The organism is Streptomyces doebereineriae (assembly GCF_031845645.1).
Lineage (GTDB): Bacteria > Actinomycetota > Actinomycetes > Streptomycetales > Streptomycetaceae > Streptomyces > Streptomyces canus.
The window spans coordinates 42,972-61,413 of sequence record NZ_JAVREZ010000004.1 but is presented as its reverse complement, the minus strand read 5'-3'; the positions used below and the strand labels follow the sequence as shown (position 1 = coordinate 61,413).

Here is an 18,442-nt window from a genome sequence, read left to right as displayed (position 1 = left end):
CCCTCTCACACGGCGCAACGGTTCGGTTACGAACTCGCGTGAGGGGCCGACGCCTTGGCCGTGTCACGAGCCCGCCCGTCAGTCCATCCGGCGGGGCGCCCCGAGGAGACCGGTCTCCGCGTCGGTGGGCTGGGTCATCACGTACTGCCGGTGCTTCTGTGTGCACCACAGGGCGACGTTGTCGGAGAGGGACGGCAGGGACGCGGCATCACCCTGGGGCAACCGCATGGACTTGCCGACCACTTCGGACTCCTGCGGCGAGATCCGCTGTACGCCGACGATGTCCGCGTTGGCCAGCAGCCGCGGGGCGGTCGGGCCGAGATAGGGGAGCAGGGTCAGCACCGACTGCCAGGGCGCCGTGGTGAGACGGCTGCGCGGCGGGCGGATGCCCAGGTCGCGGATGATGAGCACCGGGCTGGCCGGGGACGGGCCCTGCGGGGCGATCCGCCCCACCTGGTGCACCGTCACGCACTGCTGGCCGCCGCCGGCCGCCTGCGCCATGGGCGCCCACAGCTGCGGACGCGCCGTCTCCACGGCCACGCGCGCGCCGATCGCCGCCGCCCGCAGGGCGATGACCTGGGCCAGCCAGGTACCGCCGACCAGCACCATGTCCAGGCGGGTGGGGCGGCACAGTCCCAGCACCGCGGGCTGGTTGTCGGGGTCGATGCCGAGGATCAGACCGTCGTCGCCGACGGGCAGCGTCAGCTGCGCCAGGACGTCGGCGTCGACGAGGTGACGCTCACGCCGGGGGCCGAGCAGACCGAAGGCCTCGCGCAGACGCCGCTCGGGACCGATCCGGGCGGGCTCGGGAGAGCGGGGCAGATGCCCGGGACGCTGTCCGGGGAAGCCCGGGGTCGACGATCCGAAGCCGGAGCGGCCGGAAGGACGGACGGTGGGAGCGGACATCAGCGGGTACCTCCCAGCGGCAGGGTGGCCAGAACTCCGGGCAGCTGCTCACGGTCGAGCCGCACGAGACCGACCTTGAAAGCGGACGCGGCCCGCTCCAGGTGCTCGGCCGCCTCGCCCAGTTCGTTCTCACCGCGGCCGGTCAGGCGCACATGCCCGGACAGGGCGAGGACCTTGCCCCGGCGCCTGCTGATGGTGAGCGAGAAGGTGCTGGCCAGCGTGGGCGCCGAGGTCAGCGCGCCGACCAGCCGGGGGAACGCCGGACCGCCGCCGCCGAACTGCGGCCACCGGGAGATCCAGTACGTGGTGTGCAGCCGGTCGTCGCAGCGCCAGGCACGGGTGCTCTCGGCCGTACGGCGGCCCGAGCGGCTCCCGTCCAGCGCGGCACCGCCGGTCGTGGCCATCGGATTGACACAGCTGGAGGTCGCGATGGCGCCGCAGATGTCCGACTCGCTCAGCACCTTGGCCTGCATGCCGACTCCCATGAGACGGCTGGCCAGTTGGTCGGCGACGCGCAGCAGCGCCCGCCGGGCCCCCTGCATACCGCCACCGCGGGCTTCCACGGCCTCGGGGCACAGCTCCGGGTCGAACTTGAGCGCGACCCAGGTGATGCGCAGCCCCGGTGTCATGCTCTGGGCCTGCAGCGGCCCGTAGGAGCGGACCGCCATGGCCTGCGGAGGCAGATGCGGGGCGGGCGCGGGCTGGGTGTGCTGGACGACCTGGACCGAGGCGAGGCGGATGTCGTCCACCTCCAGCAGGCCCTGCAACAGATCGAGCGGGATGTCCCCGGTGCCGTAGGTGGGACGAAGGGGGGTGTCGGCGGCCTGCACCTGCACCAGCGCGGTGAGGAAGGTGCCGTCGCCGAGCATGCCGATCTCACGCTGCTCGCGGTCCTGGAAGCTGTAGGTGCGCAGCGCCGGGTCGCACTCGACGGCCGGGGCGAACCCGGGGTCGGTGCCGGGGGGCACGGGTTCGGCGTTGCGCTTGCGGCGGTCGCGGAGCGCACGGGCGGTGCTGAACCACTCGGGCAGCGGACGCCCGCGCCGGCGCAGCAGTCCGGCCAGGACCAGCGGTACGGCCAGCACGATGCCGACGGTGAGACCGATGGGGCGCAGCAGCCAGCCGATCAGCAGGACCGCGGCGGCCAGTTCGAAGCCGACCAGGTGCTGGACGCGGATGGGGCCGATGCTGCCGGGGCGCCTGGCGAGCGACGGCGAGGCCGGACTCGGGCGCGTGGACGGCTGTGCCGGTTCCGGCCCCGGCCCCTGGTTCTCCTGGGTACGACGGCTGCCGTTACGGCGCCGGGACCTGGTCGCAGTGCTCATCCCCCGGTACAACCCCTTTGCATTGTCTGGCCGCGACTTGAGCTGGCGGCGGATCACCGTACCCCGTACCGTACGGTGCGATCGTCACACGGCATAGTAGAGGCCCCTGCAGGAGCAAACGCCACGGACTACCGGGCGGCCCTGGGGAGTTCCGCATTCGGCAACAAAGCGAAAAAACGGGGAGTTGACCCATCGATGGCGACACGTCGGGATGAGCTGAACGCTTACTCCTTCGCGCGCAGGCGCACGGTGGCGGCGTTTCTTCAGCCGTCACCGCACGGTTCGGAAGAGGCGGCACCGCGTCCCCTCAAGACCGTCCTGCCGAGTCTCGGTGTGGCGGTGCTGGTGCTCATCGGATTCGGCGCCTGGGGCATGCTCAGCCCGACCGCTCCGAAGGGCTGGAACCAACAAGGCAAGAACATCCTCGTCGGCAGCGAGTCGACGACGCGCTATGTCCTGGTGAAGACCAAGGGCGAGAACAAGCTCAGCCTGCACCCGGTCCTCAACCTGGCGTCCGCCAAGCTGCTGCTGAACGGCGAGAACCCCCAGGTCATGAAGATCAAGGAGTCGGTGCTCGACAACAGCAAGTACCCGATGGGCGCGACTGTGGGAATTCCGTTCGCGCCGGACCGGCTGCCGTCCGCGCAGGACGCGGAGACGGTCAAGACCTGGGCGTTGTGCCAGTCGCCGGGGCAGGACGGGCAGCCCGTCAGTGCCACGTACGTGCTGGACAAGAGCGACTACAACAAGCTGCTGCACACGAAGGGCGAGCTGAAGCAGGGCAAGGTCCTGTACATCGAGGGCCCGAAGGACCCCACCTCGCTCAGCGGCAACGGTCCGCGGTACATGGTCACCGAGGACGGGAGCGCCTACCTGATCGGCGGCAAGGACTGGCGGCTCGACAGCAAGAACACGCTGCAGGACATCGAGCGGGCCGTGTTCGGAGTCGGCAAGCCGCAGAGCGTCAGCCCGGACTTCCTCAAGACGCTGAACATCGTGGGAACCCTCGAGTTCCCCAGCATGGGGGCGGAGGCGGGGACGGACGCGAATGTCGAGGGGCTCGCTCCCAACCTCTCCAAGGTGGGCATGATCCTCGAGGCCGGTTCCGGAGCCGTGCAGCAGAAGTACGTCGTGCTGAAGGACAAGGTCCAGCCGGTCTCCGACTTCGCGGCGCAGATGTGGATGCGCAGTCCTTTCATCAACTCCGTGTACGCGGGCAAGACCCCCGCGCCGGTGGAGGTCGGCTTCAACGACATCCACCCGGATACCGGCGAGTGGATGGACGAGATGAGGTGGCCCGACGAGCCGGTGGTCCAGGCCAACACGCACTGGGAACGGGGCGGCAACAAGATCTCGTGCAGTGTCTGGCACGGCGGTGAGAAGAACCAGAGGACGGGCTCGGAGCTGATGACGGTGTGGACCGGCTCGGACTACCCCAAGGACCTCTCCCAGAGCGGTTCCCGGACCTACGTCTCGCCCGGCAGCGGCCTCCTGTTCAAGCGCCTCACGGGTGCCGACGCCGGTGGCGGCAGCACCTTCCTCGTCACCGACACCGGCCTGCGCTACTCGGTCCCCGCACGCAACGACAGCGCGGTCACCGGCGGCGAGAAGGCCGACACCCAGGAGACCAACACCGCCCAGGTCAGGCTCGGTTACGGCAAGATCAAGCCGGTCGCGGTGCCGGCCGCGTGGGCCGATCTGCTGGCGGCGGGGCCGGAGCTCAGCAGCGGGAACGCGGAGCAGGCACAGGGGTCGTAGGCCAGGCGTCCGCGCATGAACGAGGGCTCTCCGCCAGGCTGTTGGGGCTGGGGGAGGGCCCTCGTGGTGTCTTCCTCCGTCGCCTTTGTTGGCCGCGCGCGTCGCGCGCGCATAGCAAACAACTTGTGAAAAAGGTGAGTTGAGTTCATCGCGATCTTGCTACAGAACCCTTCGGATGTTCGTTCTGACGGCGGATGCGTCTAGAGTGGTGCCAGACCAGACTGGCTACGCCTGCCGCCCTTCGGCGGCGGTGTGCCGTGTGTGGGTCTACTCAGAACTCCTACGTCTCATGGGGGACACAACATGGCTGGACAGCAGTTCACCATGACCGAGGAGGAGATGGTCGCGTTCAGCGGCAAGATCTCCTCGGTCAACTCCTCGATCCAGGGCGAAATCTCCCGCCTGCAGACCGTGATCGACACGATCACGGGCGGCTGGAAGGGCTCGGCGGCCACCGCGTACAACAACCTGCAGTCGCAGGTGAACCAGGATGCCAACAAGATCAACCAGATCTTGAACGACATCAAGGAAGCGATCGACCAGAGCACCAAGGCCTACGCGGCTTCGGAAGAGGAGCAGCGCGCGTCCATCCAGAACATCGCGGCCTCGTCCCCCTTCGGATGATCGGACCCGTGCGCCGCGGCGTACGTCCGTGACCGACCATCCACACATCTGAGGAGACACAGAAGAGATGTCCGGGCAGATTCTTGTAAATTTCGCCACGATCTCCCAGGCCGCGCAGGACGTCCGCAGCACTGCGGGCAAGGTCCGTACGCAGCTTGACGAGCTGGAGAGCGGCGTCAAGCGCATCTCCGCCAGCTGGGAAGGCTCGGCGCAGGAGTCCTACCGCGCCAAGCAGGCCGAGTGGGACCAGCGCGCCGCCTCCATGCAGCAGACGCTGGAGGCCATCGCCAAGGCCCTCGACAGCGCCGCCCAGAACTACCAGGCGACCGAGTCGAAGAACGCCCAGATCTGGGGCGGCTGACGTGATCGCTTGATGGGGGCGGGTGCGCTGTCGCGCACTCGCCCCCATCGGCGGTTCACGGGGCGTATGGACTTTTCCGCTCATAGCTGGTTCATGCGCCCCGTACAGGAACAAAACGGGAGGACGTAAGACTGTGGGATCCGGGGCATCGCGCACCGCGCGTCGAAGCGCCGCAGGCACCGCCGCCGTCGCGGTACTGGCCTGTGGGCTGCCCTTGGCGGGGGCCACACCGATTGCCGCCGCGGAGCGCGTGCGGACCACCTTGGCCGACGACGACGTGCGCTTCCAGGTCGACGACACCAGCTGCTCGTTCCCGTCCGACATCATCAAGGGAACGCCCTGGTCGCTGCAGCGTGTCGTGCTGGACCAGCTGTGGCAGAGCACCAAGGGCAAGAACGTCAAGGTCGCCGTCATCGACACCGGTGTCGACACCGTCAACGCGCAGCTCAAGGGCGGCGCCGTCGCCAACGGCAAGGACTTCCTGCACCCGGGCGGCAACGGCAAGACCGACAAGGTGGGCCACGGCACCAAGGTGGCGGGCATCATCGCGGCCCGGAAGCTCGACGGCACCGGATTCATCGGCCTCGCCCCGGAAGCGACGATCATCCCGATCCGCCAGAACGACGACCAGGGCAGCGGCAATGTCGACACGATGATCCGGGCGATCAAGTACGCGGCCGACGCCGGCGCCAAGGTCATCAACATCTCGCAGGACACGGCTTCGAAGATGGACCCGACGGTCGACGCGGCTTTCCAGGGGGTCATCAAGTACGCCCAGGAGCAGCATGACGCCCTGATCGTCGCGGCGGCCGGTAACGACGGTGCGGACGGCAAGATCAAGGAGACGTACCCGGCGGCGTACCCGGGCGTGCTGGCGGTCGCGGCTTCCGACCGCAACAACGCCCGTGCCCCCTTCTCCCAGTCGGGCCCGTTCGTGGGCGTCGCGGCACCGGGCATCGACATGGTCTCGACCGTCCCGGTGGGCGGCAACTGCGTCGACCAGGGCACGAGTTTCGCGGCCCCGTACGTCTCGGGTGTCGCGGCGCTGATCCGCGCCAAGCACCCCGACTGGAGCTACAAGCAGGTCATCACCCAGATCGAGCAGACGGCGGACCGGACCAAGGCGGGCCGCGACGACTTCGTGGGCTGGGGCGTCATCGACCCGGCCGCCGCGGTCAACGACGACACGACGGCGCCCTCGGCCGACGGCCCGAAGCCGGACTCGGTCGGCCCCGCGGGCGACTCCGCCAACGTCCAGGCCGCGACACTGGTCCTCGGCGAGTCCGAACAGCAACGGACGGAACGCTACGCGCTGTACGTCCTGGCGGCCGGGTTCGCGTTGGTGCTGCTTCTGTTCGGGGGCGGGCGGGTTCTGAGCGACTGGCGACGTAAGCAGGGTGTGGGTAACAACGTGGAGTCAACGGGGAGCTGAGCATTATGGCTGAGCAGTACAAGGTCGATCTGAGTGAGATCGAGGGGACGATCACCAAGCTGAACGCTGTCCTCAAGAACATGTCCGCGTCCAAGGCGGGTGTTCAGAACAAGACGTATCTGCCGCAGGGGGCTCTTGGGACTGGCTTCGGGGAGGCAGAGACGCTGTACACGGCTCATGCCCAGATGAAGACGGTCCTTGAGGGTGTCGTCCAATACCTCGAAGACCTACTGGACGACTTCGGGCAGAAGACGAAGAAGACGCATGATGCGTTCAGCGACGCTGAGGCGGAGAACTACTCCGCGTTCCGAGGGAAGTGACAGGTGTTCTGCTACATGGAGATGAGGGGGCAGTAGCCATGGGCGACAAGGGCATCGGCGACCTGCAATACGTGCCGGCAAACCAGTGCTTTGCGGCAAAGCCCACCACGAAATTTGGGCTTGAGTGCGACATGGACCAGATGAAGGCGATGGTCCAGGGCGCAGACGCGGGAACGGTCCAGTCGGTCGCACAGGGCTGGGCAGATCTCAGCAATGACCTCGTCGGCAGCGGCGGCATCAAGGAAGCTCTTGATACCGCTGTCCAGCACGTCCTGGGGCATTGGGAAGGTCAGAGCGCAGATCTTTTCGGGGAGCGGGCCAAGGAGATCAGTAAAACGCTCACCGACAGTGCCGGGTACGCGGACAACGTCGCGGCGTCCCTCCGTGGCGCGGCTGCGATCCTCTCGCGTGTCAAGGACACGGTTATGGCGATGGAGAAGCCGGGCAAGCTCTCCAGCGCGGCGGACTACCTCGGCGATCTTGGCGACCGGGACGGCGGTCCTGCTGCCGACAACGCCCTTAAGAGTGGGGCCAGTTCGGGAGATGTCCTCGCCAATAAAGAGGGCAGCCTGTCGGCGGGACGAGAGGCTCAGCTCAAGATGGCTGAGCAGATGGAGATTTTGGGGGCGGCCTACAACAGCCGGGCCCTGGAGATGGGGAAGTGGAGGGGCAGTATTGACGATACCCAGGACTACCCTGGCGATCCCAGCGGCGGCGTTGCCCCTGCTCCCGTGATTATGCCCACAGGGACCGCAACGCGAAGCCCGCAAAAGGTATCGGGGGGCGCTGCTCGCAGTGGTGGCCAGACCAGCACGATCGGCTCCTCCAAGCCTGTGGCTCCGCCTTCGGGCATCACAGGTGGCGCGCATAAGGCGACGCCGCAGACCCCGAATGTCGGCACAGCGATTGATGGCATCACCGGTGGACGGACTGGTGCGCCGACGGTCGGCGGGGCAGGCATGGCCGGTGGTGGATCTGTCAGCGGTGTCGGTGGCAGCGGTGGTGGTGTCGGTGGTGCTGGCTTCGTCGGTGGTGCGGTTGGAGGTGCGGCTGGAGCTGGTGCCGCTCGCGGCGGCATGGTCGGTCGTGCCGGAGCTGCGGGCATGGCAGGTCGTGCCGGTGCCGGTGCCGGCGGCGTGGGCGGCGCAGGCGCTGCCAAGGGTGTGGCCGGACGTGTAGGAGGCACGGCTCGTGGTGGCGTAGTGGGTGGCACGCCCAAGTCCGGTACAGGCGCGGGCAGGGGCACTGCCGGCGGTTCGGGCCTACACAGCAGCCGCGGTGCCGCAGGCAAGGGAGGAGCCAGCGCCGTTCGCAAGGGGGGCGTCGCAGGCGCCCCCGGTTCGCGCACTGGCCGCCGCAAGGAAGACGAACAGCACGAGGGCGAGCGTCCCGACTACCTGGTCGAGGACGAGGAGACCTGGACCCCGCAGACCAACGCGGCCCCTCGAGTCATCGAGTAGTCGTCTGAGGTCCAGTGGCAAGTGACAGGATGCGTGGGCGTGGTCAGAAGACCACGCCCACGTTCGGTAACGGGAGATGGAACACGGAATGGCCTTCAAGCGAACGGCACATGCGCTGAGTGTTACAGCATTGACTGGCGCTCTGGTCCTGGCAGCGGCTCCGGCTTCCTTTGCCGACCAGACCAGAGATGACCAGTGGGCGCTGGACGCATTGCAAGCCGAATCGGTTTGGAAGGTCTCCACCGGCAGCGGTGTCACTGTTGGTCTCATCGATAATGGTGTCAATTCCGACCATATCGACCTGAAGGGCAACGTGCTCAAGGGGCGAGACTTCGAGGACGATGACGATGATGCAAGTCCTGAAGGAGCCAATTCGGGCTCAGGTCACGGCACGGGAATGGCTTCGATTATTGCTGGCCATGGTCATGGTCTAGACGGAGATGATGGCGTCAAGGGGTTGGCGCCAGACGCTAAGATTCTCCCTATTCGGTCGGGTACCAATGGCTATGCGGATGCGATCCGCTACGCCGTGGATCACGGTGCCTCAATCATCAACATTTCCGAATTTCAGACGCAGGATCTCCCGCAGGACCGAGAAGCTGTGACATATGCACTTGCGCATAATGTCTTGATCGTCTCAGGTTCGGGCAACAACGGTAGCACCAATATTCAGTTTCCCGCGAAATATCCTGGTGTGCTAACTGTCGGTGGCGTGGACAGTAGTGGAAAAGTTTGGGAGAAATCTAACTACGGGCCTGAGGTTCTTCTGACTGCGCCAGCTACTCGCATTGTGCACGCAGGGTGGCCAGGCAATAGTAAGCTCGGTATCGGAGACGGAACTTCAGACGCTACTGCCTACGTGTCTGCTGCCGCAGCGTTGATTCGAGCAAAGTTCCCTGACCTCACGGCGGGGCAGATTGCCAACCGGCTGGTGAAGACCGCCGTCATCCCCGCATCGGTGAAGGGTATTTCCCTGCCGGACGAGAAGTACGGTTATGGAATCGTTAATCCGCTTAATGCCTTGACGAAAAATATTCCTGCGGGATCCAAATATGGGCCGCTCAACGTCTCAGGCGACAGTAGCTCGTCATCTGCTCCGAGCGCTGGCAACTCTGCCACTGGCAGTGCTGCTGAAGACGAAAAGGGAGACCAGAACCAAGTGCTGTTCCTCGTCATCCTTGGCGTCGCTGCCGTGGTTGTAATTGGTCTTATTGTGCTCCTGGTTGTGAAGCTGTCCCGGCGCAACAAGAACAACGGACCTGGGGGCTCGACCGGTCCGACTCACTACGGCCAGCCCTCGGCCTCCCCGCAGCAGAATCCGTACCAGCAGCATGTAACACCGCAACAAAACCCGTACCAGCAGCAGTCCACCCCGCCTCAGGGACAATGGCCGCCTCAGCAGTAGCTGCCTGAAATAGATTGGCACCAGCCGCGCGTGACATAGCCGAACCTCACGTTCGCGTGGAAATGCGAAATAATGAGGGCACGCCTGGGCCGTTTGCTTAAGTCGCTAAAAAGGGAAACTCAAGTGCACTCCAGCCAACATCCGGGATATACGCCCCCCGGCTCATCGGCATATGGTGGCTTTCCTCAAGGAGCCTCGCCTACTTCACCGGAAGTTCCTTATCCGTCCTACCAGTCGACACCGCCGGCGAAGCCAAAGGGACGTGCCCGTAAAACCTTCGGCATCCTGCTGATGGTATTCGGTGTTTTTCCGCTTCTCGGTTCGGCCCTGACCGTCTACAGGACCATTCAAGACTCCAAAGAGCAAAATTCGAACGATGCGTTCATCCCCAAGGCATGGCATAACCTTCGGAGTGACGACATTTTTCCTGCCCGTTTTACCAGCAGGACTGTTGGTGACGATTCAAAGGTTTGGGCACGTCAAGGGATCGCCGAAGGTGCTTCATGCAAGGAGGCGTTCTCCGCTGATTTTTCGGGAAACGTGGCCGACGGGTGCAAATTCGTGCTGCGAGCGACTTACACGGACGTGGGCGGCGAGATGGTCGCGACCATTGGCCTAGTAGTGGCCAATACGCCAGCCGCCGCCGAGGCAATCGAATCCCGGATCGAGAGGATTCAGAGCGACGCGGTGGGCTCCGACCGAGCGCCTACGGTTCGGCCGTTTGCCGTTCCTGGTACGCAGGCGGCCGCCTGGTCCGAGAAGATGGGTATCGGTGGTGCTGCGACGCAGGTCTACCTGCCTGATTCGCCGTATACCGTAACCATCACCACGGGGCCCACGGACTCCGCCCGTCCAGTCGGTCAACTACCTGAACCATGGGCCTTCATTGGCTTTGAAGAGAGAGCCCCCTACAGAAACACAGCGAAAGTTCTCGCGGCGATCTATGCCGATGATCTGCGGCGGACGGTGTTGGGCAAGTGATCAAGCGAATTATGAAGAGCGCGCTGCTGGCAGGAGTCCTGACAGCGGCCAGCGTGTCAACCGCCTCAGCTGCCCCTGCACGGGGCTGGGAGCTGCCGGCCATGTCCGTCCCGGCTGCCCACACCATCAGCCAGGGCGAAGGCGTCACGGTTGCGGTCGTTGACACTGGCATCCGTACTGGCCACCCCGTGCTGAAGGGCCGTGCGACGGAGGGACCGGACTTTCTCCAGGCGAATGACAAGTCTGAGTCATGGTACGGCGAGCACGGCACTGCGATGGCATCCAGCGTCCTTGATATTGCCCCCAAGGCGAAGATTCTGGGGCTGCGCGTAATCCGGGATGAGGACGACCCCAACTATCAGGGGGGCAAAATGAGCAACCCTGATGCGCTCTCGCAGGCGATCATCTACGCAACGGATCACGGAGCCGATGTTATCTCGATGTCGATCGGTTCCAGGACCCTCTTGAATAGTTACGACGAGAAGGCCCTGAAGGCTATTGATTACGCCCTGTCTAAGGGCGTCGTACTTCTTGGCGCAGTAGGCAACCTAGGGGACAAGTCAGAGGGGGGCGACAATGCTATTTCTTACCCGTCGGCCTACCCGGGCGTCATCACTGTGGCGGCCTCAACCCCGGACGGATCGCGCGCATCGTTCTCGTCCGTGCACTCATACGTTGACATCGCCGCTCCGGGCGTTGCCATCTACGAAGCGGACTACCGATCCAGCGGTCGTACGTCCGGCGAGGGAACATCTACAGCCTGTGCACTGGCTGCGGGCGTAAGTGCGCTGATCGTCTCGAAGTATCCGGATCTCGCGCCGCGTCAGGTGGAGAAGGTCCTCGAAGAGACTGCTTCACATGCCTCCCGTGGGTACAGCGCGGAGACCGGCTATGGAGTGATCAACGCTAAAGCGGCACTACAGGCTGCGGCCAAGCTCACTCCAGAGAAGAAGGTAGCGATCGGCGACACCGGGACCGGTTTGCACTTCGGCCCCGGAGACGACGGCACGCCCAAGACGTACTCCCAGGGTGTGGACTTCTTCAAGGTTGGGCTTGCGGCCGTCGGGTCCCTCACCACTCTCCTCTTCATGCTCGGCGGCTTCTGGCTCTTCAAGAGCGGTCGTCGACTGCAACGTCAGGGGCCCGGGGGCGGTGGGCCTGGCGGTTCTGTCGCGTATCCGCAATACGGCCAGCAGCCTGCCCTGCCACAGCAGAATCCGTACCAGCAGCCCACCCCGCCTTCTGGTCAGTGGCCGCCTTACCAGTAATCGCGGCTCAGGCCCGAGTGACGCACCTTCACCGGGCCGGAGGGCACGATCGTCTCCGTGCATTCAGCTCGGCCCAGACCGTCTTCCCAACGCCGTCCTCGCGTACTTGCACACCCCAGCGGTAGGTCAAGGCCTTCACAAGCAGCAGCCCGCGTCCGCCGGTCTCGCCCTCGCTGGGGCTCTGGACTTCAGGTAGGCCCTCGCCGGCGTCGCTCACCTCCAGCCGCAGCAGGCCGTCTTCCGCCGAGTGTGCGATGACGTACTCCGACCTGGCGGGTCGCGCGGGGCCCGCGCCCGGAGGGCGTTAGGGCATGAACTCCGCTCTCGGAGAGGACGCGTTCTCGACCGAGAAGTGGACCCATGGGACGTCGAGCAACGCGCTGATGGCGAAGCTTGCCAGTTGGTGTCACCAGGAGCAGTTCAGCGCCCCCGACACGCTCGACGCCGGCAGCAAGGCGGCCAAGGGCAAGGCCGCCACGGTGGACGGGCAGCAGGCGGTGCCCATCGTTCTGTCGGAGAAGGGTGAGTCCGTCACGTGGTACGTGGCGACCACCGGCAAGGGGGAGTCCGTCACCTGGTACGTCGCGACCACCGGCAAGCCGTACTTCATCAAGCAGGACAGCACCCGAGACGACATGCAGGACCTCACGGACTCCGACTTCGGCGGGGCGGTGAGCGCGAAGGCGCCGTCCGGGGCGGTCGTCGAGGCACCGGCGGCCTGATCTTCGGCGAGCGGTGAGCAGGGAACGGCTCGGTGGGCAGGTGCCCGCCGAGCCGTTCGTGTTCGCGTTCACTTTCGCGTCCCACAGTGCGGCCAACAGTGGGCCGCGCAAGGGAAGATCCGGTATCTTTCGGCCTGCTGATTGGCATGTCCTTGCCTAGGTCGCCGAGCGCGAGGCTCGGCCGGAGTGGGCACCTCACGTCGTACGGATCCAACGAAATCCGTCGGCGAGTGGGTGGACGGGCATGTCCACCACTTTCACCACGGGGATGGGACAAGGGATGAGTACTCCCTTCGATGCACCGCAGCACGGCGGATCCACTCAGACGCGGCTGAACTCCGTGCCCGCAGAGGGCGGTGGCGGGGGCGGCGGTGGCGGCACCAACGTCGACACCCAGCGCCTCGACGAGGCCGCCAACGCTCTCGTCGAACTGCGCGGTGACACCGAGAACGTCGACAACGGCGCCGACGACGACTGCCTGAGCGCCTCCAGGGGGCTGAACAAGCACAGTGCCGGGGGCATGGCCGAGGCGGGCTCCTGGGCCACCGCCGGTTCCCTGGTGACCATGGACGTCCGTTGGGGCTCCCAGGTCATCAACCTCAAGAGCCTGCTCCAGGACATCAGCGACAAGCTCCACACCACCTCCGGCCACTACACCAGCACCGAGCAGGAGGAACAGGCCCGGCAGCGCTCGATCAGCACGCCCTTCGGGTGAATGGGGCCGCCCGGGCCGACGTCGTAGCGCCGCCCGGGTGAGCCCATCGAGTCGGACCGGAACCCCCTCACAAGGAGCAGTCGCCCATGGTGTCCATCCCCTACCTCGACAAGGCCGACCTCGGCCCGCTGGCCGACGCCGCCGCGTCCTGGAAAGCGTTGCCGGCCAAGTACGACGCGTTGCAGCGGGAGTTCGAGCAGCGGGTCATCAACCACCTCAAGGGCCACTGGGAGGGTGACGCGGCCGAGGCCGCCTTCGTCACCATGGGCAAGGCCCGTACGGAGTACGAGAACGCCGCCACCGAGGCGGAGCGCATCGCCAAGCTGCTGCTGGACGCGCACGGTGAATTCGCCGCGTCCCAGAAGCAGTTGCACGCCCTGCTCGATGAAGCCCGCAACGACCACTACAAGGTCTACGACGACGGGCGCGTCGAGGACGTCGACCCGCGGCAGGACAGCCCGACCGCTTCCGCCTCGCCGGGTCTCGCCGAGGAACGCAAGAAGAAGCTGGACTCGCTCGTCTCCCGGTTGACGCGGGTCCTGGAAGTGGCCACCGCCGCCGATGAGGCCGCCAGTTCGGCTCTGGAACGCGACGCCAACGGCGACAGCCAGTCCTTCAACACCAGCGTCTACACCACGCTCGACTCCGTCGAAGCCGACCAGGCGGCCGCCCTGATGAACAAGAAGGGCCGGCTCTCCGACGCCGAGATCACCAAGCTCAACCTGCTCCTCTCCGCCAACAAGAACGACCCCGAGTTCTCAAGGGACTTCGCGGTCAAGACCGGCGGTGAGAACATGCTGAGCAAGTACAACGAGCTCATGAGCCCGCCGGCCGGCACCACGCTCTCCAAGGAGCAGCTGGCCCAACTCAAGGAGCTCAAGGCGAACTTGGGCACCACCATCGGTACGGCGACCACGTCGGACGACGGGGGTAAGCCCAACAAGGACATCACCGACTTCCAGAACGACCTGCTCAAGGCAGGCCAGCGCGACTTCAACGCCAACCCCACCGAGTCGCCGTACGGCCTCAGCGGCTACCAGCTCACCAGCAGCCTGATGAGCGAGGGCAAGTGGGACAAGGACTTCCTCCAGGATTACGGCGACGCGCTGATCACCGCGGAGAAGAACGGCGCGAACGCGGGGCAGAACCCGGACGCGTACTGGGGGTACCCGCGCACGCTGGGTACGACCAACATCGGAGCGCTCGACCCGATGGCGGGCTTCATGGACGCACTGGGGCACAACCCCGACGCCTCCACCGAGTTCCTCACGTCCGACGCCACCATTGACGGCGAGAAGGTCGATCACCTGGACTACCTGCTGAAGGACCGGCACTGGCCCGAAGGCCCCGGCTACACGGGTGACCCCGGCAACCCCAGTGGCTACAACAACCTCGGGCACGCCCTGGAATCCGCTACCACTGGCCGTTCATTCGACGACGACGGTGCTCCGGTGAAGCACACAGCCGAGCGTGCCGCCCTGATGAAGGATGTGGTCGACACCATCGGCGGCGACCCCGGCCTGGCCAGTGATTCTCCTCGGGACGCGCTCCGCGACAGCCTGGGCAACATGACGGCGGAGTACATGGCGGACGTGCAGGGCGCGATAGCGAACGAACAGGGCACGATCAAGCCGTTCGGTGCGGATGCCCAGCTGGACATGGGCACCCTGGAGCCGTTCCTCGCGACGGTTGGTCGGGATCCCGATGCCTATGTCGCCATCACGGAAGCGTCACAGGCCAACACCGCCATATGGATGCAGCAGGTGGCGGACGGGAATCCGTCCGACCTAAATGCCGCAATGGAGAATGTCACGTATCCGGGCGGTGTCGTGGCGGGTATCCTCAGCGACTCCCGAGACCAGGCCATCTTCGAAGAGCACTCAGCGTCCGACAAGGACTTCAACGACGCTGTGGCGACCGGGGACAAGTGGGCGGGACGTGGCCTGGGTATGGCGGTCGGCGCGGCAACGGGTACGGCCGCACCGATCGTGGGAACGGTCGCAGGCTGGGCCGTCGAGGACATCCAGGCAATGGTGGTGGAGCAGGTTCAACAGGACACCACGGACGAGGCCAAGCGGGAAGCGGCCACCAAGTACGCGGAAGGCTGGAACGCGGCGGGCGAATCCAGCGCGTCATCGGTACGCGAAGCCATCGCGCACTCGGGACGGCAGATGTCGCGAGAAGACCTCGACGTGTTGGCCGGCTCCGTGGAACAGGCTGCGAAGTCCGGGCATACGGCGGGAACTGCCTGGAACTCCTCGGTAAACGGACGGTGATCGCTGTGCTGGAACGCTCTTCCCGAAGTACTCGATACCTGGTCGCTTTCGCCGTCACCCTGATGGCCGCGGCAGGTTGCAGCAACTCGGACAAGCAGACGAACGACGAGAGTAAACCGGTGTGCGGCGGCAAGCTCGCCGGAGACGCCTTCCAGACTCTCGCCGGCGACGGCGGCATCACCGAGGAGCAGCTCAGAAAATTCTCTCCCAAGGAGTGGACGGCAGCAGGGTCCTGCACGCTCTACGGAAAAGAGCACGCCGTGGAGATCGATTACCTCTGGCACTCGGACAGCATCGACAACCTCGACAGGTACAGGTCTCCGGGCCCATCCACCGTCAAGACCTTCAAGGTCGGTTCGAGCACCGGATACCTGGAGAGGACCAAGGTGCGGGTGGCCAAAGGAAACGTGAACCAGAACCGGGCGTGGCTGGCTCTCCCCTGCGCTATGCCTGGAGAGGCGACGAGCGATCACGCCGTGCTGGAGATCGAGGTGAAGGAGCCGCCCCCGGCGCGGAGCCTCGACGACTCGCTGACCAAGGCGTTCGTCTCCGCGCTGACCATCGCCACGAGCTACCTCGGTGACGACGTGTTCAAGTGCTCGGCGTCCCCTTCCCCGGCCGCGTCCCGGTCGGCTTCCCCGAACGCTTCGGGTGGCTGAGACCGGCATGGGTTTGAACTACCGTAGTTTCCGGCGTGGAACAGACATGCGCCGGCTGATCGGTTCCGCGCTGACCCTGGCCGTCCTGGGGGCCGGGTACTACGGATTTCAGCTCCAGTACCCGGCCGCCAAGACCGCACGGGCGTGCAGTGGAATGCTCCCGGTCGACTCTGTACTGGATCTCGCGGGGAAGTCGAAACTCTCCCTGCTCGGTCTGGGATTCGACGTCTCCAGCTGGCAGTTCGACGTGTCGGACGACGTGACGGAGCCAGCCGGTCTGGCGACGCGGTGCAAGGTCGACGGCATCGAGATCGCCGTCGAGACCACGGCCGGCGCCCACAACGCGTACGCGGCCTACCAGAACGATGAGAGGACCACCCCCGTACCCCTGAACGGCGGGTGGCAGGGGCTCATGGTCACCAGGGACGAGGAGTCGACCGCATCGGTGCTCCTCAGTTGCAAGAACTGGTCGCCGAAGGAGGGCGGCGGAATCCTCGTGACGGCCGATTCGCCGTACGACGTCGAGGCCACCGAGTCCATACGCCTCAAGCTCGCCCGGGCTGCCACCGGGACGGCGCAGCGCGCGGCGGAGAAGACCGGCTGCGAGACGGAATCTGGAGGCACGGGCAAGCTGGCCGCTCCAGCAGCCGGTGCGCGGACGGTGTCGGCCGGTGCCGCCACGGGGACCTGCAAGGGGATGACCTCCGCGCCGACCGTGCGCGAGACCGCCGCCGCGAAGTCGCCGGTGGAGGAGTGCGTCCTCGTCGGCAGCCTGCGACTTGTCGCGGATTACGGCCCCTTCAGTGACGCGTCCGAAGCGGTCGTCAACGGTGAGTACGGCGGGAACGACACCCCCTCTGGGGTCGATAGGTCCACGGCCTGGACGTCGGCCACGTGCCAGGGCGCCCTGGGCGTCGGCTACTACCAGGCGTCGACTGTCGAGGGGAACGATCGCAAGTTCACTTCGGATCCGCTCACTGAGCAAGAGCATGTGGACCTGGAGCACTTCGCTGAGCAGTCGGCGGCCCGCCACGGGTGCGGCGCACCAGCAAAGCTGACCTCGTGAGCCAGGATCCGACAAGAGCAACTGGTCCCCGCCACGGGGACGTCAACGGCCCGGACGTGTTGCCTACCGGGAGAGCCGGTCCGCCCTGACGGTGTTGCGCGGCGCGGCACGGCACGTATGCCTCGTGTCGGCCTAGACGCGCAGTGCCTCCGCCGGGACGGTCAGGCTGATGTGATGCCCCGGGTTGAGCCGGACCGGGAGACCTGCGGCTGCGAGCTCGCGACCCGTGGTCCGGTGCCACTGGCGCCAGGTTCTCGGCGTGTGGTCGGGATGGGTGAAGGCCGCGATGTAGCGACTGCCGTCGGGGTCGGTCACAGTGAGTGGGTCCCGTTGCGAATCCGGGGGGAAGACTGAGAGCGCGGCGTCGCGGAAGGCGGCGAACAGATCCGCCTCGCTGCCGTATCCGGTGATGGCCAGGTGCATGGTGACCTCCAGAGCGGAGAGCGGGGTGGGGAACTCCAACGCCGCTGGTGATGCACGGTAGTTCGGGTTGTGGCTGAAGGCGACCAGGCGGCCGGTGTTGTCGACGGACCAGCCACCGACGATGCCGTACGGCGGGACTGCGCGGTGGGGATCGAAGTACGGGTCGATTGCGTAGACGTAGCCACCGCGTTGATGTGCGGCCACGGCACGAAGGGCATCGGTGACCGGGGGAACGGCAGGCGTCGGGCCGGAAGGGGCTGCTACCGGGTCCGGGTTCCACTGATGTTCGAAGAGGATCTGCTCGGCGATGGTGCCAAGCGTCTCGCGGGGCGCCTCGTGGAAGGTCTGGACACGGTCCGCGTTGGTGAGGCGGGCGCCGGGGGTGAGGCGATACACCTGGAAAGCGCCCAGGCCACGGCACATGCCGGAGGCCCAGGTGTCACGGCGAGCGCCGTTGACTCCCAGGAGCCATCCGGCGGGCTCGATCTGCTCACGGACGCGGGTAAGCGCCTCGAAGCAGTCCCTTCCGATACCGATCACCTGGGCCCATGGCCCGTCGGCGACGACCGTGTAGTCGTCGTCCTTCTGTTCCCAGCGCAGGACGACGGCTACCTGCTGGTCGCCGTTGTGGGCGAGTACGTCGAATCGGTCCGGGATCAGGTGGCTCATCGGGTCCATCCGTGGTGCGGAGCAGTGGGTGAGGGTTCTTGGTGAGTGCGGCGGCAGCGGAAGGCTGTGGAC

General features: G+C 66.0%; 17 protein-coding genes. 14 read left to right on the top strand and 3 right to left on the bottom strand.

What is annotated here, in order from left to right; genetic code table 11:
* Positions 1-78: 78 nt before the first annotated feature.
* Positions 79-906 (bottom strand): hypothetical protein, encoded by an 828-nt coding sequence (locus tag RNB18_RS13235; protein ID WP_311714316.1) that lies wholly within the window; start codon positions 904-906, stop codon positions 79-81.
* Complete coding sequence (gene eccE / locus RNB18_RS13230) at positions 906-2,231, bottom strand: type VII secretion protein EccE (protein WP_311714315.1); 1,326 nt, start codon at positions 2,229-2,231, stop codon at positions 906-908. The genes RNB18_RS13235 and eccE overlap by 1 nt, the downstream gene beginning before the upstream one ends.
* A 195-nt stretch (positions 2,232-2,426) precedes the next feature.
* On the opposite strand from eccE, the gene eccB reads away from it, so the two are divergent.
* The 14 genes from eccB (at position 2,427) to RNB18_RS13160 (ending at position 17,278) form a co-directional block, all read left to right on the top strand.
* Positions 2,427-3,989, top strand: a complete 1,563-nt coding sequence (gene eccB / locus RNB18_RS13225; RefSeq protein WP_311714314.1) for a type VII secretion protein EccB — start codon at positions 2,427-2,429, stop codon at positions 3,987-3,989.
* 303 nt (positions 3,990-4,292) lie between these two features.
* Positions 4,293-4,613 (top strand): WXG100 family type VII secretion target, encoded by a 321-nt coding sequence (locus RNB18_RS13220; protein WP_007385064.1) that lies wholly within the window; start codon positions 4,293-4,295, stop codon positions 4,611-4,613.
* Positions 4,614-4,680: 67 nt separating this feature from the next.
* Positions 4,681-4,974, top strand: a complete 294-nt coding sequence (locus tag RNB18_RS13215) for a WXG100 family type VII secretion target (RefSeq protein ID WP_266527783.1) — start codon at positions 4,681-4,683, stop codon at positions 4,972-4,974.
* Positions 4,975-5,224: 250 nt separating this feature from the next.
* Positions 5,225-6,406: a type VII secretion-associated serine protease mycosin gene (gene mycP / locus RNB18_RS13210; RefSeq protein ID WP_311714313.1), complete on the top strand. Its 1,182-nt coding sequence runs from the start codon at positions 5,225-5,227 to the stop codon at positions 6,404-6,406.
* A 5-nt stretch (positions 6,407-6,411) separates the two neighbouring features.
* Complete coding sequence (locus RNB18_RS13205; RefSeq protein WP_311714312.1) at positions 6,412-6,726, top strand: hypothetical protein; 315 nt, start codon at positions 6,412-6,414, stop codon at positions 6,724-6,726.
* A gap of 38 nt (positions 6,727-6,764) precedes the next feature.
* Positions 6,765-8,186, top strand: coding sequence for a WXG100 family type VII secretion target (locus RNB18_RS13200; RefSeq protein WP_311714311.1), 1,422 nt, complete (start codon positions 6,765-6,767; stop codon positions 8,184-8,186).
* 88 nt (positions 8,187-8,274) lie between these two features.
* Entirely contained in the window at positions 8,275-9,591 is a 1,317-nt protein-coding gene (locus RNB18_RS13195; RefSeq protein ID WP_311714310.1) for a S8 family serine peptidase, read from the top strand.
* 123 nt (positions 9,592-9,714) lie between these two features.
* Positions 9,715-10,572: a hypothetical protein gene (locus RNB18_RS13190; RefSeq protein ID WP_311714309.1), complete on the top strand. Its 858-nt coding sequence runs from the start codon at positions 9,715-9,717 to the stop codon at positions 10,570-10,572.
* Positions 10,569-11,840, top strand: coding sequence for a S8 family serine peptidase (locus RNB18_RS13185; protein ID WP_311714308.1), 1,272 nt, complete (start codon positions 10,569-10,571; stop codon positions 11,838-11,840). Before RNB18_RS13190 ends, RNB18_RS13185 begins: the two co-directional genes overlap by 4 nt.
* Before the next feature lie 311 nt (positions 11,841-12,151).
* On the top strand, positions 12,152-12,562 hold the full coding sequence (locus RNB18_RS13180) for a hypothetical protein (RefSeq protein ID WP_311714307.1): 411 nt from the start codon (positions 12,152-12,154) through the stop codon (positions 12,560-12,562).
* Positions 12,563-12,842: 280 nt separating this feature from the next.
* On the top strand, positions 12,843-13,277 hold the full coding sequence (locus tag RNB18_RS13175; protein ID WP_311714306.1) for a hypothetical protein: 435 nt from the start codon (positions 12,843-12,845) through the stop codon (positions 13,275-13,277).
* Positions 13,278-13,363: 86 nt separating this feature from the next.
* Complete coding sequence (locus RNB18_RS13170; RefSeq protein WP_311714305.1) at positions 13,364-15,553, top strand: DUF6571 family protein; 2,190 nt, start codon at positions 13,364-13,366, stop codon at positions 15,551-15,553.
* Positions 15,554-15,558: 5 nt separating this feature from the next.
* Positions 15,559-16,212 (top strand): hypothetical protein, encoded by a 654-nt coding sequence (locus RNB18_RS13165; protein WP_266558878.1) that lies wholly within the window; start codon positions 15,559-15,561, stop codon positions 16,210-16,212.
* Between the two features lie 46 nt (positions 16,213-16,258).
* The gene (locus tag RNB18_RS13160; protein WP_311714304.1) at positions 16,259-17,278 is read left to right on the top strand and encodes a hypothetical protein; all 1,020 of its coding nucleotides are present in this window, start codon (positions 16,259-16,261) and stop codon (positions 17,276-17,278) included.
* A 132-nt stretch (positions 17,279-17,410) separates the two neighbouring features.
* Here the strand turns inward: RNB18_RS13160 and RNB18_RS13155 are convergent, their stop codons facing one another.
* Positions 17,411-18,370, bottom strand: coding sequence for a type VII secretion system-associated protein (locus RNB18_RS13155; protein ID WP_311714303.1), 960 nt, complete (start codon positions 18,368-18,370; stop codon positions 17,411-17,413).
* Between the last annotated feature and the right edge of the window lie 72 nt (positions 18,371-18,442).